This is a genomic window from Deltaproteobacteria bacterium (genome assembly GCA_030690165.1).
Lineage (GTDB): Bacteria > Desulfobacterota > GWC2-55-46 > UBA9637 > UBA9637 > JACRNJ01.
The window spans coordinates 91,385-117,393 of record JAUYHF010000055.1; the positions used below are offsets into that span (position 1 = coordinate 91,385).

The window sequence follows — 26,009 nt, forward strand, 5'->3', positions numbered from 1 at the left end:
TTACACCTCTTGAATTACCGCTGTCATCACTTCGTCCAAGGTTACAAGCCCTGCGCGCGCTTTATCGCACCCATCTGAAAGGAGAGTGGTAAACCCCTTACATGCCGACCTGATCTCCGCCTCGGTTGTTCCCGATGAGATAAGCCTTGCCAGCGGTTGATCTATCCACAGGGTTTCAAAAAGCGCGATTCTTCCCCGGTAGCCTGTTCCAAGGCAGTACGCGCAACCTACCGGCTCATAGAGATTAATTCCCTCATCCCCTCCTACCCCAAGAAGCGCCGCCTCTTCAGGGGTTATAGTTCTGGGTTTCTTGCACAAGGAACAGAGGCGGCGCACAAGCCGCTGGGCGATCGCCGCGGCAAGCGTAGAACCTATCAGAAACGGTTCGCATCCGATATCCGTCAGCCGCGTAACTGCCGCGCAGGCTGAATTTGTATGGAGCGTTGAGAAGACCAGATGACCGGTCATAGCAGCCTTCATGGCTATATCAGCGGTTTCCGCGTCGCGTATTTCTCCGACCATAAGCACGTCAGGATCATGACGCAGCAGGGCGCGAAGCGCCTTGGCAAAATTCATTTTTTCGCCGCCGCTTATTTGAACCTGGGAAATTCCAGTAATGCTATACTCAATCGGGTCCTCAACGGTCATGATATTTATATGCGGGCGATTGATCTCGCAAAGTGCGGCGTAGAGTGTGGTGCTTTTACCGCTGCCAGTGGGCCCGGTCAAGAGAATCATACCGTAAGGCCTTTGTATCACTTTGCGAAATTGCTCCAGATTCTGATGAGACATACCCAGGGACTCAAGCGTCAGATCCTGCGTCTCGGTCCCTAATAACCGAAGCGTTGCCCGCTCGCCCCAACGGGTAGAGATTGTTGCCACACGGATATCTATCTTCTTGGATGCGGTCAACGGCAGTTGATAGCTAAATCCGCCGTCCTGCGGAGCACGCTGTTCCGCAATATCGAGCCCTGCCAACACCTTGATTCGGGAGAGAAGACTTGCGCCCGATTCCGTTCCCAGATTCGCCAGGCAGCACTGCAGCCTTCCGTCAATCCTCAGCCTGACGACCAACCCCTGCTCCGCCGGCTCAAGGTGGATGTCTGATGCCCGGCAAAGAAACGCCTCTTTCATGATCCGGTCAAACAGCTCGACAGCGTCTATGGAGGCACGCGCAGGTTCAATATGAGCGGCCGTATGTTTATCCCTAAAGGCGCTGTCAATGGCTGTCTTCAGCGTGTCCGGATCGCTCACGGCAAGCTTTGCAGGGATACCTACTATGCGTTGAACCGCGTCCAGGGATTGCCGGTCATCGGGATCTGCGGTAACAATAAGAATCTCCCCATTCTCCTGAAGTAGGGGAAAGATAAGACGACGTCGCGCAAGACTTTCCGGTAATCTTCGCACAAGCTCCGTAGGGGGATCGATAATTGCAAAATCAATATAACGAAGCCCTCTTTGTGCGGCAAGGGCGCGATAGAACGCAGAAACAGGAAACCGTCCGTAGCTTGCGATCACTTCAAGCAGGTCGCTGCGTTCCCTTCTTGCCTTGACACGGAGTTCTGGTACGATTGCAGCCTCAATGAGTCCGCTCTCCGCAGCGGCATTAATAAGATGTTCAACAGCAACAGGCATAATCACCTCATCCTTTCCGGGGTCGTCTCCCCACCCTGAATCCCCAGCCACATGTTCAGCGCATTCACGTCGCGAGCCGCTGTTTTGGCATCCTCAAGCGTAATAAGCCCGTCTTTTACCAGCCTTCCCAGCGATTGTTCCAAGGTTTGCATACCATGTGCCTTCCCCGTCTCCATAACCGTATAAAGCTGCTGTGCTTTGCCGGTGCGGATGAGATGGGCAACTGCCTGGGTAACACGCAGAACCTCTATTGCGGGCACCCTTTCTGCTCTCCTGTTTCCGGTGAGAAGCATCTGCGCCACCACAGCGCGTAAAACCATGGCAAGCTGCTGCCGTATCATCTCCTGTTCATCGCTTGGAAATGCACCTACTATTCTATTTAAGGCCCCTACGGCATCTCCTGTATGCAGGGTGGAAAAGACCAAGTGACCCGTCTCGGCCGCGGTTATGGCAGCGCGCATTGTTTCAAGATCACGCATCTCTCCTACCAGAATCACATCAGGGTCTTCGCGCAAGGCTGAGCGAATTGCACGGGCAAAACTGGGGACATCTGAATAAAGTTCCCGCTGATGGATAAGGCTCTTCTGATTGGTGTGAATGTACTCAACCGGGTCCTCTATGGCAAGGATATGGCAGGTGCGAGTCATATTGATCTGATGAATCATGGCCGCAAGGGTCGTCGTCTTGCCGCTTCCTGTCGAACCTGTCACCAGCACCAGACCATCTTTCAGTTCAGCAAGCTCCTCAAGCTGCAAAGGAAGACCGAGTTCTCGAACGGTGCGAATAGTCGCTTCCATTTTTCGTATAGCCATGGCTGCTTTTCCGCGCTCCCTGAACACATTAACGCGAAATCGTTCCCCTCCATTCAGGGAAAAGGCCATGTCAAGGCTTTGTTCCTCTTCAAAGACCTTAAGCTGTCTCTCATTCATAATAGCCCGCGCCATCTCTTCCAGAGCATCTGATGAGAGAATGTTACCTTGAAGCATCGTGAGTCTTCCGTGTATTCTGAGGATTGGAAGACTTTCAGCAGAAAGGTGAAGATCCGATGCCTCCTTTTCTATGCACTGCTTGAGAAGCTTTTCCAGTACTCTTGGCAGGTTATTCATACCTATTGTCCATTCCTCCCTAAAGCGCGATAATTAAATTTGACGTGATGGTACTGCCGTCTCCATCATTCTCGGATACCATGATCTCAAACCGTACGATCGTTACGTAATAAGATAATCCTTTTAACCCTATAATGAATCTCCGTAAGTCAGGGTAGGAAGATTCTATTGTTATTTGCCTGAACAGCCTCTGTGGTAAACCCTTGCCCAAAAACCAGGCCAGAGAGGCGTCCTGGGATGTTCCATGATACGAGACATCTTTTACTATCAGCACCCCATGCGCCCTTGCAAGTCCGGATATTTCGACCTTGAGCGCCTGAAACAACTCTGATGAGTCATGGGGCACAAACCGCTGTTCATACGAATGAATACGCGTCTGCCACTGCTCAATTTCCTGCTCAATACCGGCCAGTTCATTCGTAATCTGCAGAATATCGTCTTCCGACGGTTCCTTTGGTAAGTTGGTTTCCTTGAGCTTCGCCCTCAAACCTTCAATCTCCGTGCCCATGCCTCTGAGCGCTTGCACAGCAGGCCAGTAGCGAATGCGCACATAGCCCACTCCAATTATGACAAGGAAAGCCATGAAAAAGAGGACCATTTCCCTGAGGCTTATTTTCCCCCCTCGCATCACCCGTCCCCTCACTTTGCACTTCGCAGACTATTTGTTTTCACCTGGGTATCTTTGTCAAGCTTTTCAGGCGCTACTATCTTTTGTGCGAGGGTAAAGCTTACTGCGTAGCCTTGTATCCCTAACCGCCCGGCCTTCATCCAGATATCAAGGTCGGTAACAATCCGTTGCCATGGTTGCATAGATGCGGCAAGGTTCCTGGCAAACTGCTGGGCAGCGGTCTCTGAAACGGTCCAGCCGTTGATCTCGATTGCCCGCTCCGTTGTCTCGCTTATCTTGTCAATAACGGCACCCGACGTCACCGCTGACCGCGCAACCCCGTCCAGAAGCGCGGTCACAAACTGGGTGCGGCGCCCCAGCACGTCTTCAAAAAAGGTTATTTGCTCATCCAGGGTCTTCAACTCAAGCCTCTTGGCCTCAAGAGACTTTGTCAGCTGGTCTTTCTTTTCTGCCGCGCCTTTTATCCTCTTAACCTCTTCTTCGACCCTCTCCTGCTGCATCCGTAATTCTGTCTGCGCGGCAGAGCTCCCCTTCATTCTCACTGACAGATATATCTCAAGACCGGCAATGACCGCGATGCTTGCGCATACTGCGGCAGCCCACCGCATATCGGAACGCTTATAGAGCGGCGGAGCGGGATCTGCTGCAGGGACAAAAACCGTCAGCTTTCCGCCCGGCATGCCGAAGGCATTCCGCGCAGCCCCGGTGATATTTGCAAGCGAGGCCTGTATCCCCGGCAACATATTCCGGCCAGCCATAGAAACAGGAATGGGATTGACCCCATATTTGAATCTTCCCTCTATCTCATGCTGAAGCTGCGAAAGAATATCTTCCCTTCCGCATAGATAGATACGGTCAACCTTTTCGTCCAGAAGATAGAGAGACGCATCAACAGAAGGCGGCTCACCTCCGATGGGATAAAGCCTTATGTCGTGAATAGCGCCGTCTGAAAGCAAGATTGCGCAGATAAGCCCTGTCCGGATATCAAGAACGCCTACAACCCCTTTGAGAGAGGTTTGCCCTAACGCAGCAGCGCAACATCCTATCAATGGATAAATCCCCTTGAGTTTAAATCCATTAACCTTAAATAACCTTGCATACCGATCTCGCACAGACCTGCTGATCCCACAGGCAAGAAAAGGAGTCCCTTGCTCTGCCGAATTATTCTCTCCGCGCTGGCACGACCAACCGCACACATAATCTTCATCACTGCCGGCCTGGAACCCCTCCTGAAGTTTCAAACACTCCTGAAGCTGCTCCTGTGTAACAAGGCCAAGCGCTATCGCTGTCTCGCCAAAACGGAGAGGCTGCCGTCTTTCCCCTCCACCCGCCATAACCTCGTTCCTGTACACTTCCTGTTTTTTCAGTATCTCCCGCGCCTGTTCTTGAGACAGGCAGCCCCTTCCAACCATGATCGCGCCCAGAGAACGCATCGCGACCTGCTGGGCAAGTCCCGGTTCAAGTTCCCAACGAATCATTTCATGGAGACGCGATAAAGATCTCGCCTTTGCCGGATCAACAGGGAGCTTGAGAAGCACGGGAATTGCTTCATGGGACAGTAATACGGCCTGATGGGGAAGATTATTGGTAAATCCCTTTAGCGCACTGATTGTTTCGGTAAACGCAGCTTCAAAACCGGTCTTTTTTGACTCGACTACGTGTTCCACAATAATTTGCCCTTTTGCAGCCCGCACAATTACTGTTCTTAGACTCAGTCCGTCTGTCTCAACAACAAGCAGGCGGCGCGGATATTTTAATAAGGTTCTAAAATCCATATCGTTAAACTTTAGTTTAAGAAATCTTAACTTTTCCTTCATATAGTATAGTACGTAGGGAGATTTATCGTTATCAGCCTCGCTCCTTATTGAATCACCATCTCTACCACAGGCCTTACTGCATGAGGATACCAATTGACCGTGCGAACCACGCGATTCCCGGCGCTCACATAGGGCGCATCATCGCTATTATGAGGCACGCCATCATTGTCCTGTATCAGAATCAACAGATGTTGCCCCATGGGAATCCGCGTCGGAATTGCAAGCAATGCGTCTGGAAAAGTAAAAACAGCGGATGCGTTGTTTGCAAGCGCAGCGATTGAATCCGATGTCAGCCGCTTCCAGCCGGGATTAAGACCCGAACGTTTGACATATGTAAGGAGCGATACGCGCAGTCGTCCGGTTATATCGCTCCCGGATCTATTTGTCACCGTAACCTGCCACCCGGCTGCGTCAGCGCTCCAGTTTGATTGTTGAATTGCATCGGATATGTCACTATCATAACCGGCTCCACCTGCTTGCCCGTCAGCGCCAAGAGTCGTTGCAGTAAAATCAGTTGGTGTTGCAGTGACTGACCATCCGAAGTTGACGTCGCCGCTTGCACCGTTACCCCACCCATCGCGATACTCGCTGCTTCCCGGCTGCATGCTAAGATAGCTGCCCCGATGCCCCTTAAAAAGCCTTTCAGAGCTGCCAGTGAGTGTGATTTCGCCGCCGTTATTGAAACCTTCCAAGGCATCGGGCGTGGGGTCAAAGAGCGGATCCTTTAGACCGTAAACATCAAAACCCCCAAGCCTTTGCGTTAATGCCTGGATTGTATCGGGCAAAGCGCCGTTTTCAACGACAAATCCGGATAAGAGCCTCTCGCCATGGTACGACGTATCAAAATCTCCTATGATTGCGCGTCTGATATTGAGCAGGTGTCTTTGTGTCTCCTCATAGCGAAACTGTTCATCCGCATTGTTCACAAACGAAGCAGTCATTGCCGCAATCGTAGAAAGGATAAATACCACAAGGAGGAGTTCAAGGAGCGTAAACCCTCCGGTTGTCTTCAATTGGAAAAAAACTGTTTTATTCATATGATTACTTCAAGAGATACAAAACAATGTCGTCTCCGCCAGCGCCAGTGCTGTTGCTCTCATAAATGAGATTTGGCCCCATGCAGACGATCCTGACATTGGTATTATCCAAATCAAAGAGGAGGTACGGCCTTCCCCATCTATCATGGGGAGGGCCGCCCGAACTTGTGCGCCAGACAAGATACGATCCAACCGGCCTTGCAATAAAACTATCCGCCACCCCCTGCACCTCGTTCAGCGGACCGCCTGATGTCGGACTTCCGGTCCCGTCTGCGTTGAGACCATCTCCAATATCCACATATCCCTCGCCTCCGCGGGTAAGATACGGGCCCCGCCACCCCCTTGAAGTATTTTGATTCCATGTTTCGAGTGCATGACCTGTTCCTGAAAGCGGATTATCGTAAAGCTGACTGAAATTTGCCGGCGAATTGAACCAGGCTGCGCCTTGCGAAGGAACCGGTACACTTCCATCCGGCACAAGTCTGAATGGCCATTGCTTGGGCATATACCCTGTGTCCTGTCTAAACCTGAGAATTGCATCTTTGATCCTGAGCATTTCACTGTTTGCAAGCCTTAAGGTAGCGTCCTCCTGCACATTGTTAAACGCAGAGATGGCCCCGGCTGCCACAGCAGCAAGAATAGCCACAATAAGCAATAATTCAAGAAGTGTAAATCCCTGTTTATTCCCCATAGTCATCGCGCCGAGAAATAAATGGCCGGGGGTGAATTCTTCCACCCCCGGCGCATCAATTATCCTATGCGAGCCACGCTGTTATTGCTTTTGTCCTGTAAACTCAGCATACTCTTCGTCGAGCCAATCACCCTTCGGATCAAGGATACCTACGAATCTTGCTGTACTAAACTGCTCGCCTGCTGCTATTACTCCATCATCGTTGGTATCTGATGCGAGATGGAAGAGCGCCATATAGCGGCCATACTGATTCTTCGCAACATCGGTGTAGAAAGGCGCCTCTGCAAAGCCGGCTGAATTGCCTCCGGTTGCATCCGACACTATGGAGGAATTGTTCCCCACTCCGAGCGCCAGAACAATATGCTGGATAGCAGGATTCAGGCCTGTGATGTCATTGAGGCGGTTGCAAGGGCTTGAAAAAGGCGATGTGCAAGCCGCTGCTGCGCCAAGTCCCTCAGACTCCACAACCGGAACTACCGAACCTACGATAAGGGTTGTAAGCACCCCTTTACCCCTTGGTGCATCATCAAAATCCCTGTTCGGTATGTTACCTACCGTATTTGTAGCATTGGCAATATAACGGACCTGGGTAATCCCTGCATTGTTGAGTGCAGTCACATCAGCGGCAGTAAGGGTGTAAAGACCCAGCTTGTTGTCTGCTGTTGTTAAGTCTCCATCAGTACCCTGCAAGTTGTTATGAAGACCTGCGTAGAATCCGCCCGTGGTAAGCGAGCAAGAAGTGCCTGCCGCGCAATTAGCTGCGGTAGCATTATCTGTCAGTAACGCGTCAAACTCATTCGGATAAGCGCCACCAACCACCTTAAAGGTGCGAACCCCTTTATCAACCGCTGCTATATCGAATGTTGCCTGACCTTTGGCGGCCTTTGCCTCCAGCCCGTCATAAGATACGAGCAGCCCCCCTGCTATGATTGCCAGAATGGCAATGACAACGATCAGCTCAAGCAAGGTAAAACCATCTTGACGCCTTTTCATATTCTTCAAGAATGTGTTCATTGTCTTCTCCTTTTATTTTTTATTTTTTTATGAGGAATAGTTCCCCCGAAGAACCTATCTCATAGCCAACAACGATTTTTCCGGCCGTAATTCCCTTCCGGCCCCCCCGGACAGATCTCTCTGTTCCATAGGCATCACCTCCTCGTTTTTTTTTCGGTTGATAATCAACAACAAAACGGTACTGTTTCCCGCAGTGGATGATTATCTCTTTTTGATCATGGTGCAATATGCGCATCTCTATCCTGACCTCGCCGTATCCGTTGTGGGCAAACAACTCGTCATAGAGCGCAAGAAACTTTGTCACCACATTTTTGTTGCTTGATGTATTTTTTGAAGAGTTTTTTTTGCATATTCTTTCCTCTTGCCTATACACAGCCCATTTTTTACGCTTCTACTATTCCAACCTTCCTGTCTCCCCGTGAATGTCAATAAAAAAAGCCCGAACATAAGGCGGAAGTTTTACTTCCACTTTCTGTGCGGGCTTCGAAAGCCTCTCAGGAATTTAACGACCCTTACAAGGGTTCTCTATGGCGAAACTCTTAGTTATTGACTATGAAAATCACTTTCAGCGGCAATATAACAAAAACGTTAAACCTTGTCAAGCTTTTTTTACTTACGCCATTTATTTTTTGTATTTTGATGAATTTACGACACTGTGTGCGTTTTTTTACAAATTTACTCGCACACCAAAGGTTTTGGTGTGTGGGTTCATACATCAAATAACGGGGAGTTTCTGAAATTGTCTGCAATGGATTTAAAGAATACCTTCAGAATAGCTGTAAGAGGGATAGCAATCAATATGCCAAACATCCCTAAAAGCTCTCCCCACACTAGTATGGAAACCACTGTAATTACAGGATGGAGCCCGACCTTTTGGCCGATAAGTTTGGGTGTTATCAAATAGGCCTCAAGTATCTGCATTATTACAAAGGCTATTATTACATAGAGGGGATGTAGAAAATCCTGAAACTGAAGCAAGGCCATTGCCCCGCCAAGCAAGATTCCAAATACCAACCCCATAAAAGGGATAAGAAAGGCTACGCCCGCTATTACACCGATGAAGAATGACAACTCCACCCCGATTATGTAAAGGCTTATGCTGTAAAGGACTATCATTATAACGGACAGTATAAGCTGGCCCCTCAGAAATGCGCTTAAGACATAATCTATCTCATCCCACTTTACATCAAACCAGTGTCTCTGCTTAGGAGGTATGTAGCGCCATGCTATGGTCTTTATCTTTTCAAAATCTCTCAGTATGTAAAAAACATAAAATGGTATTATAAGAAATCCCAGAAGACCTATGACATAGCTTAAAGTGTTCCTGAACACAGAGGATAACCACCCGGTTAACATAGATATTACATCCGGCGACAGCCCTCTTGCGTAGTTTGCAAGTTGGATAAAAAGTTCTTCTATGGTTGTTGGCATATTTTTTAACATGAATATATTTTTTAATCTGGGCAGAATGGTATTCCCAAGGCTTGCGATATATGAAGGAAGCTTTTCACTGGCAATACTTATCTCCCGCTGGATAATTGATAAGAGAGTTGAGAACAGGAAAAAGGAGACAACAAGGAGTATCGCCAATATAGAGATGGTAGCAGTGATTCTACTAATCTTTTTCCTTTCCAGCAGTTCCACAAAAGGGTTCAATAGGTATGCCATAAAAAATGACAATATTATGGGGATAAAAACTATCCTCAAAGTATAAAGGATAAAAAGCAGGATTAATATAACAGAAAACCCTAAAATAAATTTTGCTAATTTCCCTTTTTCCAGCATCACTTAATGTCTCCCATTATTTTTATTCCGCGATACATATACTGAAGACCAGACAGGATTGTAAGGGCGGCAGTTGCTGTTATAAAAAGTTGAATGTAAAGGATTGATAAAGGATAGAGGGTTATGATTATGGTGAGTATTTGAAATACCGTGGTAAACTTGCTTGCAATGGAAGGGCGAATGTCAGTCCCCTTGCCCATTAAAGATATTATAGCAATCCCTGAAAGGATTATTATCTCCCTGCTCACAACTATCACAGAAAGCCAGCCCGGCAGCATGTCCTTGAAGGCCAGACTCAGATATGCGGATATAAGCAGCATCTTATCGGCAATGGGGTCAAGGTATGCGCCTACTACCGTCCTCTGATTCAATACCCTTGCTATCAAACCATCAAGGCCATCTGTTATGCCTGCCAGAATAAATATAATCAAGGCCATCCATAGGTCATTGTGAATAACAAAGATGATAAATACAGGAACCAGTAATATCCTGAATATTGTCAGAAGATTTGGTATGTTCATAAGAAAAAACAGGTTGAGGCTGAGGTTAAGGTTAAGTAAAGAACAAATAAAAACTTAATGTATTGTTTTTCAACCTCAACCTTTACCTTTACCTTAACCTTTGTTTTTATGGAAGCCAGTCATAATAATTCTTTTGCGATCTGCCCCTTGCAGTCATCTTACCAGCAGGCATGGTTGAAAAAATAGCGTCTATTACGCGCTGAATCACCGGCTCATAAGTCTTTATAACCCCAAATTCAACAACATTTCTTTCAAGGCTCATATCAGAATCCTTAGTTTTAAACTCTGATTCCAATAATTTTCCCCCGCTGGCCCCGTCATATAATTCAAGCTTAGCCCCTATCTTCATAGAGGCGTAACTAAGGAAAACAGTAGAATCCCACTCTGTTACAGTAGTATACAGGATGGAATCAGCGCCCAATATTGACGCAAGTTCTTTTGGGGTTTTGTTATAGAATTCACCCCTTCTCATTCCGCTGCGAAGAAGCCTGTCATCTACGGTTTCCAGAGAGATTGGAGAATATCCCACCTGGATAAGTTTTTCATACGTCATAGTCCTGAAGAGGTAATGCGCATCTTTATCCCCAATATCGCCGCCCACCGGCATCACAGCAATTATGCTCGGCATCCGCTCGTTATAATCAGCCGTCAGTGTATATTGAACAGCGCTGCCACAGCCGGAAACCAACAACATAAAAATACAAATAAATATAATTTTCATCATTGATTTATTGGCCCTTTCATTGGAAAAAATCTTACATCTATCCTATCCGCAGAAAACCAACCTGATGCAACAGTGGATTCTATTTTCCAATCTTTTATATCCATAGCCATAATTTCTTGTTTTAGCGCCTGGGCCCCTCCGCTTGTTTCTACGGTCATTTCTATTCTATCTCTGATAAATGAATTATAATGAATCGCTTTTACACCCTTGGTTCTTAGTATATTATTTCTGAAAAGTTCAAACCCTTTGTAGTCTCTAAGGTTCAGTATAGTAACGACGAGTTTTTTGATTTCTCCTTCATGAATAATCCCTGCAAAAGTCAAATCTTTTATTAACAGGTCAACTGCAATATCCGCTTCTATGGAGACATTATATATTGTCACCCCGCCTTCTGTTGCAGAGATCTCATCTTCCATGATTTCCTTTGAAAGGATGCGATAATTTAAAATGTAGCGGCTTGCATTGCTGTAAATCTTATCATCCAGTATCAAGGTAAAAGTGTCTAATCCTCCTTGATGTACGATTGTCTCTACTGCCTTTGCAACAGCCTTCCTGAACGCATCCTCAATAGCCATATCATCAGGTTTTTTTGTATCAATGGACGCAGGAATGCTGCCCATAACTTCAATGCGAATGGTATTATTATGGGAAAAAGCGATAGGTGAAATAAAAAACACAGCAACCAGCAATAAAATTATAGATTTAAGACTCATCTCAGAAATCCCTCTATCAAGGTTACTATCTTATCCTTTTCCTCAGAAGAAAACCATCTTATATCCGCTTCTTTCCTAAACCATGTCATCTGCCGCTTGGCATATCTTCTGGTGTTTTTCTTTATCTCTCTCACAGCGCCTTCCAAACCGTATTTATTTTGAATATAACCAAGAATCTCTTTATATCCCAGACCGCGCATTGCCTTGAGGTCTGGTGAATAACCCATATCCAAAAGTCTTCTTGCCTCCTCTGCCAAACCAACCTTCATCATATTATCTACCCTATCCTCTATGCTTTTGTAAAGAGACTTTCTATCAGCCGATAATCCGACCTTAATTGCCTCATACGGCTCTTCGGAAAAATTATGCTCCTTTTGAAAGACAGATATGGGCTTATTGGTCAGATAATAAACCTCAAGGGCACGAATAATCCTTGCTGCATTATTGGGATGTATTCTGGACGCTGCCTCCGGATCCACCTCCTTCAATTTTCCATAAAGATACATTGCTCCCTCGCTTCCCAACCCAAGCATGGCAAATTCATTCCTAAGCCGCACATCAGAACCAGGGCCTTTGAAAAGCCCTTTTGTAAGCGCCTTTATATATAAACCCGTTCCGCCGGCAACAAATACATTCTTCCCCCTCTCGTGTATCTCTCTGATTGCCTTTGAAGCCTCATCGCTATATCTTGCCGCAGTGAATTCTTCATCCGGATCTGCTATATCTATCAGGTGGTGTGAAATTTTTTCTCTCTGCTCCTTAACAGGCTTTGCCGTGCCAATATCCATATAACGGTATACTTGCATTGAGTCAGCGCTGACAATCTCTCCATCAAACCTCTCGGATAGCTCCATGGCAAGCGCAGACTTTCCCGATGCCGTCGGACCAACTATTACAATAATCTTTATCTTATCCATTTTACATCAAACCTTCCGAGCATCTCTTGTTAATGTTATGAGAGTAATCTCAGGCGGGCAGTTAAATCTTATTGGAAGCCCTACAACACCAATACCCCTTGAGACATACACCTGTGTATTGGGCAATTTTACCAAGCCGCCAGTGTATTTTTGACCATAATTAGACATAGTCACAGGCGCTATGGAAAATGGCAGGCGAACCTGGCCGCCGTGGGTATGACCCGCAAGCACTAAATCCACCCTTGCGGTTTTTGACATAACCTCTGCATAATCTGGATTGTGAGAAAGCAAAATCCGCGGGATATCGTTAGAAACCCCGTGAAAGGCTGCCTTTAAATCCTGAGAGCCCTCCATAAAATCTCCAACACCAGCAACACAAATAGCCGTATCTTTTATCTCTATCAATTTATTACTATTTGTTATTACAGGGATGCTATATTTATTAAAAACATCTTTTGTCAGTTCTGCCCCTGCCCAGTGGTCATGATTGCCAAGAACAGACAGAATGCCATTGGGTGATTTAAGTTTGCACAAGGCACTGACAGCAGGCTCAATATATTTATGAGAATCATCCACGTAATCCCCTGTGAGAACCATCAAGTCAGGCTTTAAGGCATTAGCTTCGTCAACAACCTTCCCAATAAACTTAATCCCGACAAACGGGCTATGATGTATATCCGTTAACTGGCATATCCTGAATCCCTCAAATACTTGAGGAAGATTGTTTATAGTTATGGTCTTTTTTTCTACGACAATACGTCTTGGTTCAAAAAAGACGCCGTCAGCAATAAGACCTGCTGCCCCGGCAGTTAGAGCGCCTTTTAAAAATTGTCTTCTATTAAAATTAGGGACACATCCCATTTATTGACCTTTCCCCTTCTTTGGCCTTCCTCGCGGCCTTAATTTGAATATTCTATCAAGTTTTTGCTCCATTTTCTCTACGAAACTCTCACTGCCAAAGGGACGGCCATTTCTCGTATAATCTCTTATGTTGTTTATATCTTCTTCTTTAATATTCGCTTTCATCAATTCTATGTAATCTGTCCTTTGCCTGCCTTCAAATAGCATTTCGCCAAGCGCCTCGTCTTTTGTGCCGTATATATGAGTCTTTGCGCTTGAATATGGGTAATCTTCGGCTTTCTTCGCAATTTTTGCCCGCACAGGGTTTTGTTCTATGTATCTCGCCACAGCCCATAAATATTTCTCTTTATCTATTATACATGAATGATACCTGCTCTCCCACAACCTGCCTGTCCTCTTATAAGTCCTGTTGATGTATTGGGTATAGCAAAGGGTTATGCCCTGCATCATTTTGTATAAAGACTCATTTTTTGACGGCCTCGCCAATAAATGCACATGGTTGCTCATAAGACAGTAGGCAAGGATGGGCGATTTCCATTTATCTGAATATTTCTTGAGGAGGGATAGATACTTGTCTTTGTCTTTTTCATTGAAAAAGACTTTTTCTCTGTTGTTGCCTCTCTGAACAACATGATGGGGAAATCCTGATGCGACTGCCCTGGCTATCCTTGGCATGATGGAATTCTACAGAATAATAGCCAGATTGTCAAATAAATTGGGATGTGTCCCTAATTACTCTCTAATTACTCTAATTACTCTAATTACTCCTTGGGATGTGTCCCTAATTACTCACCTAATTACTCACGAAGGTCGCGGCGGACATCAAAAAAATATTGAAGGCGCTGGGGCTGTAGGGGGGGAGCGTAAACTCCGGCATCATGTCAAACCAAACGCGGCAAATGGCGCCCGACCAGGACCGCCGACATTATGGGTTGAGTCTTTCGTAGGCCTTATACAAGGTATTCTCTTCCTTTCTGATGCGCGACTGCAATGTGGCGTAAAGCCAGCCGAAGTCCCTGGCGAACTCCGTGCCCTGCCCTCCTGAGGCGTATTTATCGAAAAACCTCATTGCCGCCTTGGAAACCTCGTCCATGTCCCTGGTGAAAATATCGAGCGTCTGCTTCAAGACGGCGTCGGTCTCAGATGCCTTTCTTAAGACCGGATAGAGCTTCGTGTCTTCTTTCGTAAGGTGCGCAAGCAGCGTATCCTTGACGGAATTAAGGCCCTCCTTGCCCTCCCTCGACATAATGCCCTGACGCCTTACCGCGTTCAGGATATCTACTATGAGTATATGGTCTTTCTGAAGCTCTTGAATAAGATTGGACATTTTCGTTCCTCCGTTTGACGAGATTGCCTGAGACAATATTCCAAGTTCCATATCGAAGCCTCAGGTTTATATGAAATTCATACTGCCTCGAAGATTACCGGCCTCCTTCCATGAGATGGACCATCAGGTTTCGGGGCAAGGCGCTAAAGGCCGAGCACGGTCGACGCCTTCAAGACTATGTCATCCGGATTGAACGGCTTGGTAATATACATGTCGGCCCCGACCTCTATCCCGCGTTGCTTATCATACTCCTGCCCCTTCGCGGTAAGAAGCACTATGTGGACGTCCTGCATCCCGAGGTCCTTCTTGACCGTGCGGCACACGTCAAAACCGTTCATCTTCGGCATCATGACATCCATAAATACAAGCCCCGGCCTTTCGGTCTTTATAATCTCGAGCGCGGCCTCGCCGTTGTCGGCCATAAGCAGCACCGCGCCCTTTTCCTCGATGTCTTCAAGCGTCTGCTCCAGTAAAAGCCTTATGTGCGATTCGTCGTCCACGATCAATATCTTCTTCGGCATAATCCCCTCCGGTTCAATATAAGACCTCGAAGACCTCTACGGATCTTTTCTTACCCTTCACCTCGACGCTCCCGCGCGCCTTAAAATCATATACCCCCTTCATGGTCTCTTGGATGTGCCTTCCGACAAGTATCTCCCCTCCCCGCGCCATGGCCTGAAGCCGCTGCGCGATGTTAACCTCGTCACCGATGGCCGTATAGTCCATATGGTGTACCGATCCGATATTCCCCACCACGACGTCTCCAGAATTTATCCCGATCCCGACCGAGAAGTCTCTTGACGGGCACGGCCAGTTACCCGCCCTTATGGCGCGCTGCATGTCAACGGCGGTGTCAATGGCCCTCTTCTCGTTGTTGCCCATGTCTTCCGGCGCCCCGTAAAGGGCGAGTATCATGTCGCCGACGAACTTGTTGAGCGTCCCGTTGTGTTTGAAGATTATGTCCACCATGTCGCCGAAGTATTTATTAAGGAGACCAACGAGGGACACAGCCTCCATATCCTCGCTAAGCGAGGTAAAATTCCTTATATCCGAAAAGAGTATTACGAGCCGTCGTTTTGCCGATTTGAGCGTAATGTCTCCGCTTGTGTTCATGACCTCGCTTACAAGGTGCTGCGGCAGATAGCGTCCGAGGTTGGTTTTGATCCTCTCATGCTTGAGCGCGGCCGTATGCAGCCTGCTGTTCTCGATGGCGAGCGCCGACTGGAAGGCGAGGTTCGAAAGCCGCCTTAAATCGGCCGCGGTGTAATTATAGGGTCTGTGGGTAGACACGTTGAAGACCCCCATGACCTTATCGCCGGTCTTCAGCGGGGCGCAGATGAGTGAATGTATCTTTATGTCGCTCTTTACGAACCTGTGGTCCAACTCGACGTTATTGATTATCTCGGCCATTCCGGTCTTGAGCACATGACCGGCTATGCCGACCCCTGGACCTAATTCGGCCTTGGGGAAATGTTCCTTCCCGTACGGGACGAGTATCTCGAATTTATTCTCCTCGTCGCTCCATGTCATTATCGAGGCGCTCGTGACCTCCGTCTGCTTCCTTATTTCGTCCACCGCGAGCCTCGAGACCTCTCTTACGTCGAAGCACGCCACCACCTTCTCGGAGAAATCGTATATGAAGTTTATATCCCTGTACTTATCGAGGGCCTCCGCCGCAAGGGCCTTCTTCTCGGCCTCCTTCTCCACGAAAACCCCCATGAGAGTTGCCACGGCCTCCGCCTTGCCGTCCCCGACGACCCATGCCACGGGGGAGTCCTTAAAGAGTATGGGATGACGGTGGGTCGCGTTCGTATCGTTAGAACCGATGATGCCTCTGCCGTCCGAGTCTACTACGGCTACGGAGGAGCCGACGGCGGCCTGGAGGTTGGAGAAGAACGTCGAAAAATCCTTTTTCTTGGACAACTTGCGCAGGATTACCTCATCCATCGGCTCTCCCCCCCACCGCCATGAAGATAAAAAAGACGTTTTCAAGCCCCTTCTCGTATCTGATGGTCTTCACCACGTCGTGTTTTTCGGAAAAGATCTTGTCCATTATTATCAGGTCCGGCTTGTACCTCACCGCCTCTTCCACGCATGTGCTGCCCTCGCATACCCCTACCGCCTGAAATCCCCTGCTCTCGAGCGCTTCGGTCAGCGCCTTTACGGACGATTCGGTTTCATCCATGACCATGACCTTCTTCTTAGACCCGCCCTGCGACACAAGGACGCCCACCTCTTTTAAGAGCGCGTCGATGTCCACGGGTTTTGTGAGATACCTGTCAATGCCGAGCTTAAAACCCCTTTCCTTGTCCTCGCATATGGAGAGTATGATGATCGGGATGTTCATGGTAAGCGGGTCGTTCTTGATTACAGCCGCGACGTCGAAGCCGCTGATGCCCGGCATCATGACGTCGAGCACTATCAGGTCCGGCCTCACGCCCTTGATAATGTTCAACGCCTCCATCCCGTCAACGGCCTCCATAACGGAATATCCGGTGGTCTCGAGTTCCTGCCTCAGGAGTTCCCTGATGTTCTTGTCGTCATCCACTATGAGAACGCTCTTGCCGGAGCCGGACGACGACACGGAGGAGCTTGTCACGTGCTGCCTGAGCCTTCTGATGAGCGCGTCTATATTGTTGATTTCGGCGCGGGCCGCATCGTCCTTGACGGGCAGGGTGAATGAAAAGGCGCTCCCATGCCCAGGCTCGCTCTCCACCCATATCTTGCCTCCGTGATGCTCCACTATCTGTTTGCATATCGGGATGCCAAGCCCTGTCCCTTTCCGTCAGGGTGTCTCCCACCTGCTTGAACTTCTCGAAGACCTTGGGCTGGTCTTCCTTCGATATGCCTATCCCCGTATCCACGACGCTTATCACGACCTCGTTCTTTGAAAACCGCGCCCTGCACGTGACGTTCCCCTTTTCGGTAAACTTCACGGCATTTGAAAGGAGGTTTATCACCACCTGCATGAGCTTGTCCGCGTCAACTACCACCGTCGGCAGGCCCTCCTCGATATCCTTCACCACCCGTAAATCCTTATGGTCGAAGAGAGATGTGGTGGCGTTAACCGATCTGTCTATAATCTCCGATACGGTCGTCTTCTCCAGCTTCCAATCCACCCTTCCGGCCTCAAGCTTGGCGAGGTCGAGAACGTCGTTGATGATTGACGTCAGACGCCCGGCCTCGGAGAGGATGATGCCAACGTTGCTAAGCACCTGTCTTACCGCCTTTTGAACCTTCGCATTGCTGCTCTTGACCTCCGGTATTACGACCCCTTCAAGCCTGTTTTTTATGATCTTCGCGAATCCGAGGATCGAAGTGAGGGGCGTTCTCAATTCGTGGGAGACCGTGGAGAGGAAATCCGACTTGACCTTGTCGAGTTCCTGCAGCCTTACGTTGGCCTCGTTCAGGGACATGGTCTGCCCCTCAAGCTCCTTGAAGAGCCGTTCGGACTCCGCTTCCAAGGTCTTCTCAAACGTCATGTCCCGGATTACGGACGTGACCCCCGTCGCGCACCCGGCCTCTGATATGTTGGCGACGCAGATTACGGTGAGGCTGGCGCCGTTTTCAGCGGCAATCTCATTGATTAAGGCGGGCCTTCTTTTAGAAAAAAACGAGACGGGGTATAGGACCCCCCCTCCACCGCAGCTTCGTAGACGCCCGGGGCGTCGGCGGCCGCGCCGCTTGACAGCCCGAGAAGCGACTTTGCAAAGGCGTTCATGAAGCTTACCTTCTTATCGAGGCCCGTAACGATCAACCCCATGCCGCTGTTGTCGAAGCGGTCCAAACTGAACAGGTCGCCGAGATTGAGGCTCTCATCCGACCCTATCGCGTAGAGTATCTCCTCTTCCTTCTCGATCCGGGCTTTTAAGGCCGCGAAGAACATGCTGAAGTCCTTACCGAACTCAAGGCTCGAACCGTCGGCGCAGTATTTATCGAAGAATTGGAGCGCCGAGCCAGCCACTACACCCATGTCCTTTACGAAATAATCTATCGTTTCGAGGAGGTCTTTATCCTCCGCCGCGATCCGCTTGAGCGACGGATACAGATTGACCTCTTCATTATTCAGGTGGGCGATCAGTATGTCCCTGAACGACACAAGCGTCTTTTGAACCTCCCGCGACAGCGCGCCGGCGTCCTTCACCTTGACAAGCATATCGAGCGCTATGGCGTGTTCGGCCTTGAGCTGCTTGATGAGTTCTTGCATACGACTCCTTTTTTTCGGAAGGTATTATTCGGGTCCGCGCTATTGCTTAAATTTGCGCCCGGCGCCGCTTTCCATCTGCCGCGCTCATCAGCCTGACGAAGACCGGCGAAGCGGCGCTGGGGGCAAATCAAAGGCAAAAAGAAAGGGACAGACCGTAAAACGGTCTGTCCCTTTCTTGAATAAAAAAACAGTTGTCGCTGAAGCTATACTGCCTGCCTGCGCAAGAATTATGCCTTATTATTCTTTCTATGCTTCCCACGTTGCCTATTTTATAATTGTAAATGGGGACACATCCCATTTATCGCCTTCCTCTTTTTCCCGCTATCTCTCAATCATGCAATTTACAAACTTTGCCTGAAGATGTGCGGCGCAACCATCATCTCCTTTTAAACATCTTCTCTATCTCAATCCTGGAGATGGCCTTTATAACAGGCCTTCCATGCGGACAATTGCCGGAAAAGTCAACATGAGTCAGCCTTTCCAGTAATGCCTTTGCCTCCTCATTAGAAAGCTGCCTCTGCCCCCTTATAACGCTGTGGCAGGCTATCCGCATAAGAATATCATCCAGTCCATCTTCTATCCTGAAACTTATCTCAGAAGAGACCAGTTCCTCTAACATCCCTTTTATCAAACCACTGCAATCCCTGCCGGAAAGTATATCCGGCACAGCTCGTATTATGAATGCATTACCGCCAAATGGTTCAATATCAAAGCCAATAGCCTTTATAGCCTCATGAGAATTTTCTAAAACATCTCTTTCCTGCAAGGAAAGCTCAATACCCTGGGGGATAAGAAGCATCTGGCTGGCTACACAACGGTTCAGATAGTAGTCTTTTTTTAATTTCTCAAATGCAATTCTTTCCGCTGCCGCATGCTGGTCTATTATATAAAATTCCCCTTCTCTTTCGCACAACAGATATTCCAGCCATAACTGGCCTAATATTTTTAATTCGCTAAAAAACAAGGTCTTGGCATCCCCGGCAGACCCGGTAAATTCTGTTTGGCTAACTTGTAAATCAGAACACGTTGCCTCAGGATTATATCTTTGTCTAAATTGTGATAAATCATCATAACCTGAGGTTCTCTCCCTGACCCATCCTGCCGGCATCCTATTTTCATATGGTTTGACAAAGGAGGCATGAGAAGGCTCCCCCCATATCCCCAGGGCAGCTTCTATTGCCCCTCTTGTAAGCTCATACACGTTTTTGGGATTTTTAAATCTCACCTCGCATTTTGTCGGATGCACATTGACGTCAACCTCTTGCGGCAGAGTGGTTATAAATAAAACAACAAAAGGATATTTGTCCCTGTATGTAGTAAGTATGGATTTGCCGTGCGCAAAGCAGTTTCTATAGCCGTTTGCAACTGCATGATTGATTCCCCTGTCTCTTACCCATCGGTTATTTACATAGATAAAAAGTCCCTTGGTTGTTGTGGAATATGCAGATTCAGGCTTCGCAACAAAGCCATGAATCTTCAGCGCCTCATCCCCTGCCTCTACAGGAATAATATCCTTTAAAAACCCCTTTCCAAAGACATCCGCAACCCTCGTCCTCAAATCAGCCTTCGTTGAAGTCTCTAATATAGAGACATTGTTATTATAAAGCCTGAACCTTATAGAGGGATACGCCAAGGCAAGCCTTGTAACAGTATCGGATATATGCCCAGTTTCTGTAGAGATTGACCGCATAAATTTCAGCCTTGCCGGTGTATTGAAAAATATATCCCTTACCTCAACCATGGTCCCGTTTGCGCAGCCGGCATCGCTAAAATCTTCTATCTTCCCTCCTTTCACTGTCACTATTGTTCCTGCAATCTCTCCGGAGACCTTAGTAGTCAAAACAGTTTCAGATACGCTGGCGATGCTGGGGATAGCCTCACCGCGAAATCCCATAGTGCTAATGGAATAAAGGTCTTCTTCATTCAACACCTTGCTTGTTGCATGCCTCTCAAACGCAATAACTGCGTCATCCCTTGTCATGCCTTCTCCATCGTCAATAACCTTTATCAGCTTCCTGCCGCCATCGCGGATATAGACAGATATATCTGTTGCCTTTGCGTCAATAGAGTTTTCAACAAGTTCCTTCACAACAGAGGCAGGCCTCTCTATAACCTCGCCGGCAGCAATCTTTATGGCAAGAGACTTGGGCATTATCTTTATTTTATTGCATTGCGGCATAAAATGATGTTAAGACATTATGGTCTTTAATGTCAACTACAGCCTAACAGGCTGTTGAAAAAGACCTCAACAGCCATGATTACACAGATTTATAAAAACGATTACACAGATAATTCAATAGTTTAAATCTATGTAATCTATATTTTTTATCCGTGTAATCAGAGATTGTTGAGTTTTTCAACAAGCTCCTAAAGAATAGTTTGACATCATTTAAAGCACTGTGGAAAAAATGTTGTTTACCCTCTTACTTCTCACACTAATCACACTAATCCTTAACCTGCCATTCGGCTATTTGAGGTCAATGGCAAAGAGGTTTTCTCCCAAATGGTTTCTATATATACACATACCGATACCATTTGTAGTTTTGATGAGGATATGGTTAGGCTTCAGCTATAATGCAATCCCTGTTCTGCTCATAGGGGCAATGACCGGCCAGCTTTTGGGCGGATACCTGCCCCTGCTTAATATCTGCAGGGACAGGAATAAAGCAAAACAGTTGTTATGACATCTACAAAAGAACCTGCAAAAATAGGAAATATCTTATCTGCTTTTTGGCACAATAATACTCCTAAGGCAGTGGCAAATTGGTTTAGAGTCCTCAGTGTATGGCCAAAGATAGCGGGGATAAATATAGCAAAAAGGGCCGGGCCGTTAAAGATCGCAGGAAAAACCTTATATTTAACAGTAGAAACATCTGCATGGATGGAAGAGTTGAAATATATAAAGGAAGACATTATAAAAAAGATAAATAAAGAGCTTCAAGATACGACAGTTGAAGACATTGTTTTCCGCCTCGGCAAGATTACTCATGCCCAAAAAACACCCGCCCCGACCCGCCGATCCAATTCCAATCCGTTGGCGGGCAATGCCCACCCTACGCAACTCTCTCAGAAAGAAATGGATAACATTGACAGATTGGTGTCCCCTGTAAAGGATGAGGGGTTAAAAGAAACCATCCGAAGGGCAATAATAGCAAATAAATGTCAGATAATCCGTAACTAAAAATGAGCAAGCAAGCAGGGCGGCTTAATTTTTGACTTAATTGTATTGACATATTAGGGGAAAAATGTTTACCTTCACATTTTAAAATTTTTGATAAAAACTAAGGAGGCTATTATTTATGGGAATCAAAAATTATCTTTTTACATCGGAGTCCGTGACAGAAGGACATCCTGATAAGGTTGCAGACCAGATATCTGATTCGGTTCTTGATGCAATCCTTACTCAGGATCCCAAAAGCAGGGTTGCATGCGAGACGCTGGTTACTACAGGCCTTGCGCTTATAGCAGGGGAGATAACTACAAAGGCGCAGATAAATTATCCTGAGGTTGTAAGGAATACTATCAGGGATATCGGTTACACCGAGACCAGCATGGGCTTTGACGCCCATACCTGCGCTGTTATGGTAACGATTGACAAGCAGTCGCCTGATATTGCAATGGGTGTTGATACTACGGAGGGTAAGGAACAGGGCGCAGGAGACCAGGGGCTCATGTTCGGCTATGCCTGCGATCACACGCAAGAGTTAATGCCGATGCCGATACATTTTGCGCACAAGATAACAGAGAGGCTGGCAGAGGCAAGAAAGAAGGGAATATTAAAGTTTCTAAGGCCAGACGGAAAATCTCAGGTTACTATTCAATACGTTAATAACAGACCGGTAATGGTTGATACTGTGGTTGTTTCAAGCCAACATTCGCCGGATGTGGACAACAAAATATTAAGGGAAGCTATCATTGAAGAGGTGGTAAAGAAGGTTATTCCTGCCCAGTTTTTGGATAAAAATACAAAGTATTATATAAACCCAACAGGAAGGTTTGTTGTCGGCGGACCACAGGGCGACTGCGGGCTCACCGGAAGAAAGATAATAGTTGATACATACGGCGGACACGGCAGCCATGGAGGCGGGGCATTCTCAGGTAAAGATCCGTCAAAGGTGGACAGATCTGCCTCATATATGGCTAGATATGTGGCAAAAAATGTTGTTGCAGCAGGTCTGGCAGACGAGTGCGAGATACAGATTGCTTATGCTATAGGCGTTGCAGAGCCGGTATCGATCATGGTTGACACATTCGGCACAGAGAAGATTGCGCCGGAAAAGATAGTTGAGCTTATAAGAGAAAACTTCAAAATGAAACCTGCTGATATAATCAAAACGCTTAATCTTTTAAGACCTATCTACAGAAAGACCGCTGCAAACGGCCATTTCGGAAGAAATGAACCGGAGTTTACATGGGAGAAAACAGATAAGGCAGAGGCGCTGAAGAAGGCGGCAAAAATATAAAAACAGGCGATAGGCAAGGGGCAATAGGTAAAAAATTACAAAACCTATTGCCTATAGCCCATAGTCTGTATCAAATTGGAGGTTAAATGAAATATCATGTAAAAGACATTAGTTTGGCTAAAAAGGGGAAGCTAAAGATTGAGTGGGCTGAAAAGGACATGCCTGTTTTGAGACTCATCCGTGACAGGTTTGCCAAAGAAAAACCGCTCAAGGGTTATAAACTCGCTGCATGTCTGCATGTTACCACCGAGACTGCCAATCTTATGAGGACGCTCAGGGAAGGAGGGGCTGATACCTATCTCTGCGCCTCAAATCCATTAAGCACACAGGATGACACGGCTGCATCCCTTGTAAAGGATTTCGGAATACCTGTATTTGCAATAAAAGGCGAAGACAACAAGACATACTATCAGCACATAAACGCCGTATTGGATACAAAACCGAATATTACAATGGATGACGGCGCAGACCTTGTGGCTGCAATCCACGGCGAAAGAAAAGACCTGATTAAAAATATAATCGGTTCAACAGAAGAGACAACAACAGGGGTAATCAGGCTTAAGAGCATGGCAGCTAAAAATGTGCTCATGTTTCCTGTCATCGCTGTAAATGACGCTGATACAAAGCACTTTTTTGACAACAGATACGGCACAGGACAGTCAACCATTGACGGCATTGTAAGGGCAACGAACAAACTGCTTGCAGGCGCAAAGTTTGTTGTGTGCGGCTACGGATGGTGCGGCAAAGGCCTTGCCATGAGGGCTAAAGGCATGGGCGCAGATGTTATTGTAACCGAGATTGACCCGTTAAAGGGAATAGAGGCTGTCATGGACGGCTTCAGGGTTATGCCCATTGCAGACGCGGCAAAGATAGGCGATGTATTCTGCACTGTAACCGGCAATATCAATGTCATCCGAAAAGAGCATTTTAAGGTGATGAAGGACGGCGCCATAGTATGCAATTCGGGCCATTTCAATGTTGAGCTTGATATAGAGGGGCTTAAATCACTGAGTATAGGTGTAAGGACTGTCAGGGATTTTGTTGAAGAATATCTTATGAAGGACGGCAGAAGGATATGCCTTTTGGCGGACGGCAGGCTTGTAAATCTTGCATCAGCAGAAGGACATCCTGCAAGCGTTATGGACATGAGTTTTGCAAACCAGGCGCTGTCAGCAGAGTATGTGGTTAAGAACTTTAAGAAACTGGGAAAGAAGGTTTACACAGTTCCAGCGGATATTGATAAAGAAATAGCCAGATTAAAACTTATATCCATGGGCGTCAAGATAGACACCCTCACAAGCGAGCAGAAAAAATATCTTGCCTCGTGGGAGATGGGGACATAAGACCTCTATTGTAAGAGGAGTTCTCCCTGCGGCAGGCTCTATCCCTCAAGATATGAAAGATAGGGCCTGCCGATTTCCAAAAGTTTATTCAACCAATCCTCTTTACTATCTCCTTAAGAATGGCCCTGTCGTAATCCCCTACTTCACCCCTCTCCCTACCCACCAGCTTATACGCCTGGGGCCTTAACCCGTTTTGGGTTTGCTCTATATAAAAGATAAACGCATCGGGAGAAAAGACCTCCGATGGCACAAGCCATCCCCCTGTGTTCCAGAGGTTTATAAAACGACCGTTTACCCTTACCTTTCTATCATCCTTTAAAACCCTGCCGCCATAATGGGTATGACCAAACACAAGGTGAAAATCGTCTGTATCCATGCTTAATTTGACCATCTTCTCCAGATATGTGACAATCCTATCCCTCATACCATCGTCAAATACAGGGGTAGAATCCTCCTTGAAGCTGACCCCTCTTGTAGGATGGCCAGCCCTGAGACTAATCCACCTTGCCCAATCATAAATCTTTTCCCTGAGGTTATATATCCACGGGGACTTCCCCCCTTGAAACCATATTTTTTCCATAAATTCCCATGTCTTCTCTTCTATTTCCTCAAGACTGGACACAGGACCGGCTGCCTTATTCAGGGTGCTGGAAAAGAGGTGACCGTGGTCAAAAAGGAAATAACTATTATCCATCTTGATTTTGTAAAATGGGTAATAGGCCTCTACATCACCTTTATAATCTGCGGGGATACACCGCTCCATAAGGGCATTTGGCCTCTGAATACTAACCCCGGTTTTTGGAAAGCATTCTTTATAACCCTTTCCATAACGGGCCTCAAGCATCTCCACCCAGAGATGATGGTCGTGGTTTCCAGGGATGTATATAACCTTATCCACACTAACTTTTTTAAGAATAGCAGTAAGAAAGACCCTCGTATTGCTATATGCCTCTTCCGGCTTTGCCTCAGAAAGGTCTGCAATATCCCCTATAAGGATGAGTTCCTCTATACCGTTCTCAATCCCCCCGCCACCATTGGCAAGTTCTGATACCTTAGCAACAAGGATATCTAATATATTGGGGGGCTTATTATATAAAAGCCCCTCCGGCTCTCCCAAATGCAGGTCTGAAAGCGCCATGACTTTAATCTTCTTCATATTAACACCTCCCTGTCTATCTGTTAAAATTGAATCAAATCTGTTTCCGTTCCACGCTATAATA

General features: G+C 47.1%; 26 protein-coding genes and 1 pseudogene. 4 read left to right on the forward strand and 23 right to left on the reverse strand.

Annotated features, from left to right (window positions below):
• From Q8P28_09465 to mutL, 22 genes and pseudogenes are all read right to left on the reverse strand, one after another.
• Window positions 1-1,635 (reverse strand): ATPase, T2SS/T4P/T4SS family, encoded by a 1,635-nt coding sequence (locus Q8P28_09465; protein ID MDP2683010.1) that lies wholly within the window; start codon window positions 1,633-1,635, stop codon window positions 1-3.
• Between the two features lie 2 nt (window positions 1,636-1,637).
• Window positions 1,638-2,741: a PilT/PilU family type 4a pilus ATPase gene (locus Q8P28_09470; protein ID MDP2683011.1), complete on the reverse strand. Its 1,104-nt coding sequence runs from the start codon at window positions 2,739-2,741 to the stop codon at window positions 1,638-1,640.
• 19 nt (window positions 2,742-2,760) lie between these two features.
• Window positions 2,761-3,369 (reverse strand): hypothetical protein, encoded by a 609-nt coding sequence (locus Q8P28_09475; protein ID MDP2683012.1) that lies wholly within the window; start codon window positions 3,367-3,369, stop codon window positions 2,761-2,763.
• An 11-nt stretch (window positions 3,370-3,380) separates the two neighbouring features.
• Window positions 3,381-5,186: a hypothetical protein gene (locus Q8P28_09480; GenBank protein MDP2683013.1), complete on the reverse strand. Its 1,806-nt coding sequence runs from the start codon at window positions 5,184-5,186 to the stop codon at window positions 3,381-3,383.
• Window positions 5,187-5,230: 44 nt separating this feature from the next.
• The gene (locus tag Q8P28_09485) at window positions 5,231-6,223 is read right to left on the reverse strand and encodes a type II secretion system protein (protein MDP2683014.1); all 993 of its coding nucleotides are present in this window, start codon (window positions 6,221-6,223) and stop codon (window positions 5,231-5,233) included.
• 4 nt (window positions 6,224-6,227) lie between these two features.
• Complete coding sequence (locus Q8P28_09490) at window positions 6,228-6,959, reverse strand: prepilin-type N-terminal cleavage/methylation domain-containing protein (GenBank protein MDP2683015.1); 732 nt, start codon at window positions 6,957-6,959, stop codon at window positions 6,228-6,230.
• A gap of 36 nt (window positions 6,960-6,995) precedes the next feature.
• Window positions 6,996-7,928, reverse strand: coding sequence for a prepilin-type N-terminal cleavage/methylation domain-containing protein (locus Q8P28_09495; GenBank protein ID MDP2683016.1), 933 nt, complete (start codon window positions 7,926-7,928; stop codon window positions 6,996-6,998).
• Window positions 7,929-8,082: 154 nt separating this feature from the next.
• Window positions 8,083-8,280, reverse strand: a pseudogene (locus Q8P28_09500) (hypothetical protein).
• A 356-nt stretch (window positions 8,281-8,636) separates the two neighbouring features.
• A complete protein-coding gene (locus tag Q8P28_09505; protein MDP2683017.1) occupies window positions 8,637-9,713 on the reverse strand; it encodes an AI-2E family transporter in 1,077 nt (358 codons plus the stop codon).
• On the reverse strand, window positions 9,713-10,234 hold the full coding sequence (locus tag Q8P28_09510; protein MDP2683018.1) for a CDP-alcohol phosphatidyltransferase family protein: 522 nt from the start codon (window positions 10,232-10,234) through the stop codon (window positions 9,713-9,715). The genes Q8P28_09505 and Q8P28_09510 overlap by 1 nt, the downstream gene beginning before the upstream one ends.
• 106 nt (window positions 10,235-10,340) lie before the next feature.
• A complete protein-coding gene (locus Q8P28_09515; GenBank protein MDP2683019.1) occupies window positions 10,341-10,928 on the reverse strand; it encodes a DUF799 family lipoprotein in 588 nt (195 codons plus the stop codon).
• 26 nt (window positions 10,929-10,954) lie between these two features.
• The gene (locus tag Q8P28_09520) at window positions 10,955-11,671 is read right to left on the reverse strand and encodes a hypothetical protein (GenBank protein MDP2683020.1); all 717 of its coding nucleotides are present in this window, start codon (window positions 11,669-11,671) and stop codon (window positions 10,955-10,957) included.
• The gene (miaA, locus tag Q8P28_09525) at window positions 11,668-12,588 is read right to left on the reverse strand and encodes a tRNA (adenosine(37)-N6)-dimethylallyltransferase MiaA (protein ID MDP2683021.1); all 921 of its coding nucleotides are present in this window, start codon (window positions 12,586-12,588) and stop codon (window positions 11,668-11,670) included. The genes Q8P28_09520 and miaA overlap by 4 nt, the downstream gene beginning before the upstream one ends.
• A 6-nt stretch (window positions 12,589-12,594) precedes the next feature.
• Window positions 12,595-13,449 (reverse strand): metallophosphoesterase, encoded by an 855-nt coding sequence (locus Q8P28_09530; protein ID MDP2683022.1) that lies wholly within the window; start codon window positions 13,447-13,449, stop codon window positions 12,595-12,597.
• Window positions 13,450-14,124: a transposase gene (locus Q8P28_09535; protein ID MDP2683023.1), complete on the reverse strand. Its 675-nt coding sequence runs from the start codon at window positions 14,122-14,124 to the stop codon at window positions 13,450-13,452.
• Between the two features lie 250 nt (window positions 14,125-14,374).
• Window positions 14,375-14,776 (reverse strand): hemerythrin domain-containing protein, encoded by a 402-nt coding sequence (locus tag Q8P28_09540; GenBank protein MDP2683024.1) that lies wholly within the window; start codon window positions 14,774-14,776, stop codon window positions 14,375-14,377.
• Between the two features lie 143 nt (window positions 14,777-14,919).
• Window positions 14,920-15,297 (reverse strand): response regulator, encoded by a 378-nt coding sequence (locus tag Q8P28_09545; protein ID MDP2683025.1) that lies wholly within the window; start codon window positions 15,295-15,297, stop codon window positions 14,920-14,922.
• 13 nt (window positions 15,298-15,310) lie between these two features.
• On the reverse strand, window positions 15,311-16,723 hold the full coding sequence (locus Q8P28_09550; GenBank protein MDP2683026.1) for an adenylate/guanylate cyclase domain-containing protein: 1,413 nt from the start codon (window positions 16,721-16,723) through the stop codon (window positions 15,311-15,313).
• Window positions 16,716-17,324 carry a response regulator gene (locus Q8P28_09555; protein ID MDP2683027.1) on the reverse strand — a complete coding sequence of 203 codons (609 nt, stop codon included), beginning with the start codon at window positions 17,322-17,324 and terminating at the stop codon, window positions 16,716-16,718. The genes Q8P28_09550 and Q8P28_09555 overlap by 8 nt, the downstream gene beginning before the upstream one ends.
• On the reverse strand, window positions 17,317-18,258 hold the full coding sequence (locus tag Q8P28_09560; GenBank protein MDP2683028.1) for a HAMP domain-containing sensor histidine kinase: 942 nt from the start codon (window positions 18,256-18,258) through the stop codon (window positions 17,317-17,319). The genes Q8P28_09555 and Q8P28_09560 overlap by 8 nt, the downstream gene beginning before the upstream one ends.
• A gap of 104 nt (window positions 18,259-18,362) precedes the next feature.
• A complete protein-coding gene (locus Q8P28_09565) occupies window positions 18,363-18,983 on the reverse strand; it encodes a hemerythrin domain-containing protein (protein ID MDP2683029.1) in 621 nt (206 codons plus the stop codon).
• A gap of 376 nt (window positions 18,984-19,359) precedes the next feature.
• Window positions 19,360-21,162, reverse strand: a complete 1,803-nt coding sequence (gene mutL / locus Q8P28_09570; protein ID MDP2683030.1) for a DNA mismatch repair endonuclease MutL — start codon at window positions 21,160-21,162, stop codon at window positions 19,360-19,362.
• 301 nt (window positions 21,163-21,463) lie between these two features.
• Between mutL and Q8P28_09575 the strand changes: the two genes are divergently transcribed.
• From Q8P28_09575 to ahcY, 4 genes are all read left to right on the forward strand, one after another.
• Window positions 21,464-21,667 (forward strand): hypothetical protein, encoded by a 204-nt coding sequence (locus Q8P28_09575; protein MDP2683031.1) that lies wholly within the window; start codon window positions 21,464-21,466, stop codon window positions 21,665-21,667.
• Window positions 21,664-22,164, forward strand: a complete 501-nt coding sequence (locus tag Q8P28_09580) for a DUF721 domain-containing protein (protein ID MDP2683032.1) — start codon at window positions 21,664-21,666, stop codon at window positions 22,162-22,164. The genes Q8P28_09575 and Q8P28_09580 overlap by 4 nt, the downstream gene beginning before the upstream one ends.
• A gap of 118 nt (window positions 22,165-22,282) precedes the next feature.
• Window positions 22,283-23,446, forward strand: coding sequence for a methionine adenosyltransferase (metK, locus tag Q8P28_09585; GenBank protein ID MDP2683033.1), 1,164 nt, complete (start codon window positions 22,283-22,285; stop codon window positions 23,444-23,446).
• A gap of 86 nt (window positions 23,447-23,532) precedes the next feature.
• Window positions 23,533-24,789: an adenosylhomocysteinase gene (gene ahcY / locus Q8P28_09590; protein ID MDP2683034.1), complete on the forward strand. Its 1,257-nt coding sequence runs from the start codon at window positions 23,533-23,535 to the stop codon at window positions 24,787-24,789.
• Between the two features lie 88 nt (window positions 24,790-24,877).
• Here ahcY and Q8P28_09595 read toward each other — a convergent pair whose 3' ends face one another.
• Complete coding sequence (locus tag Q8P28_09595) at window positions 24,878-25,945, reverse strand: metallophosphoesterase (protein MDP2683035.1); 1,068 nt, start codon at window positions 25,943-25,945, stop codon at window positions 24,878-24,880.
• Window positions 25,946-26,009: the final 64 nt, after the last annotated feature.

Coding starts and splice junctions, on each gene's coding strand:
- Q8P28_09465 (MDP2683010.1), bottom strand. CDS start 1,635: ATGCCTGTTGCTGTTGAACATCTTATTAATGCCGCTGCGGAGAGCGGA.
- Q8P28_09470 (MDP2683011.1), bottom strand. CDS start 2,741: ATGAATAACCTGCCAAGAGTACTGGAAAAGCTTCTCAAGCAGTGCATA.
- Q8P28_09475 (MDP2683012.1), bottom strand. CDS start 3,369: ATGCGAGGGGGGAAAATAAGCCTCAGGGAAATGGTCCTCTTTTTCATG.
- Q8P28_09480 (MDP2683013.1), bottom strand. CDS start 5,186: ATGAAGGAAAAGTTAAGATTTCTTAAACTAAAGTTTAACGATATGGAT.
- Q8P28_09485 (MDP2683014.1), bottom strand. CDS start 6,223: ATGAATAAAACAGTTTTTTTCCAATTGAAGACAACCGGAGGGTTTACG.
- Q8P28_09495 (MDP2683016.1), bottom strand. CDS start 7,928: ATGAACACATTCTTGAAGAATATGAAAAGGCGTCAAGATGGTTTTACC.
- Q8P28_09505 (MDP2683017.1), bottom strand. CDS start 9,713: ATGCTGGAAAAAGGGAAATTAGCAAAATTTATTTTAGGGTTTTCTGTT.
- Q8P28_09510 (MDP2683018.1), bottom strand. CDS start 10,234: ATGAACATACCAAATCTTCTGACAATATTCAGGATATTACTGGTTCCT.
- Q8P28_09515 (MDP2683019.1), bottom strand. CDS start 10,928: ATGTTGTTGGTTTCCGGCTGTGGCAGCGCTGTTCAATATACACTGACG.
- Q8P28_09520 (MDP2683020.1), bottom strand. CDS start 11,671: ATGAGTCTTAAATCTATAATTTTATTGCTGGTTGCTGTGTTTTTTATT.
- miaA (MDP2683021.1), bottom strand. CDS start 12,588: ATGGATAAGATAAAGATTATTGTAATAGTTGGTCCGACGGCATCGGGA.
- Q8P28_09530 (MDP2683022.1), bottom strand. CDS start 13,449: ATGGGATGTGTCCCTAATTTTAATAGAAGACAATTTTTAAAAGGCGCT.
- Q8P28_09535 (MDP2683023.1), bottom strand. CDS start 14,124: ATGCCAAGGATAGCCAGGGCAGTCGCATCAGGATTTCCCCATCATGTT.
- Q8P28_09540 (MDP2683024.1), bottom strand. CDS start 14,776: ATGTCCAATCTTATTCAAGAGCTTCAGAAAGACCATATACTCATAGTA.
- Q8P28_09545 (MDP2683025.1), bottom strand. CDS start 15,297: ATGCCGAAGAAGATATTGATCGTGGACGACGAATCGCACATAAGGCTT.
- Q8P28_09550 (MDP2683026.1), bottom strand. CDS start 16,723: ATGGATGAGGTAATCCTGCGCAAGTTGTCCAAGAAAAAGGATTTTTCG.
- Q8P28_09560 (MDP2683028.1), bottom strand. CDS start 18,258: ATGACGTTTGAGAAGACCTTGGAAGCGGAGTCCGAACGGCTCTTCAAG.
- Q8P28_09565 (MDP2683029.1), bottom strand. CDS start 18,983: ATGCAAGAACTCATCAAGCAGCTCAAGGCCGAACACGCCATAGCGCTC.
- mutL (MDP2683030.1), bottom strand. CDS start 21,162: ATGCCGCAATGCAATAAAATAAAGATAATGCCCAAGTCTCTTGCCATA.
- Q8P28_09575 (MDP2683031.1), top strand. CDS start 21,464: ATGGCAAAGAGGTTTTCTCCCAAATGGTTTCTATATATACACATACCG.
- Q8P28_09580 (MDP2683032.1), top strand. CDS start 21,664: ATGACATCTACAAAAGAACCTGCAAAAATAGGAAATATCTTATCTGCT.
- metK (MDP2683033.1), top strand. CDS start 22,283: ATGGGAATCAAAAATTATCTTTTTACATCGGAGTCCGTGACAGAAGGA.
- ahcY (MDP2683034.1), top strand. CDS start 23,533: ATGAAATATCATGTAAAAGACATTAGTTTGGCTAAAAAGGGGAAGCTA.
- Q8P28_09595 (MDP2683035.1), bottom strand. CDS start 25,945: ATGAAGAAGATTAAAGTCATGGCGCTTTCAGACCTGCATTTGGGAGAG.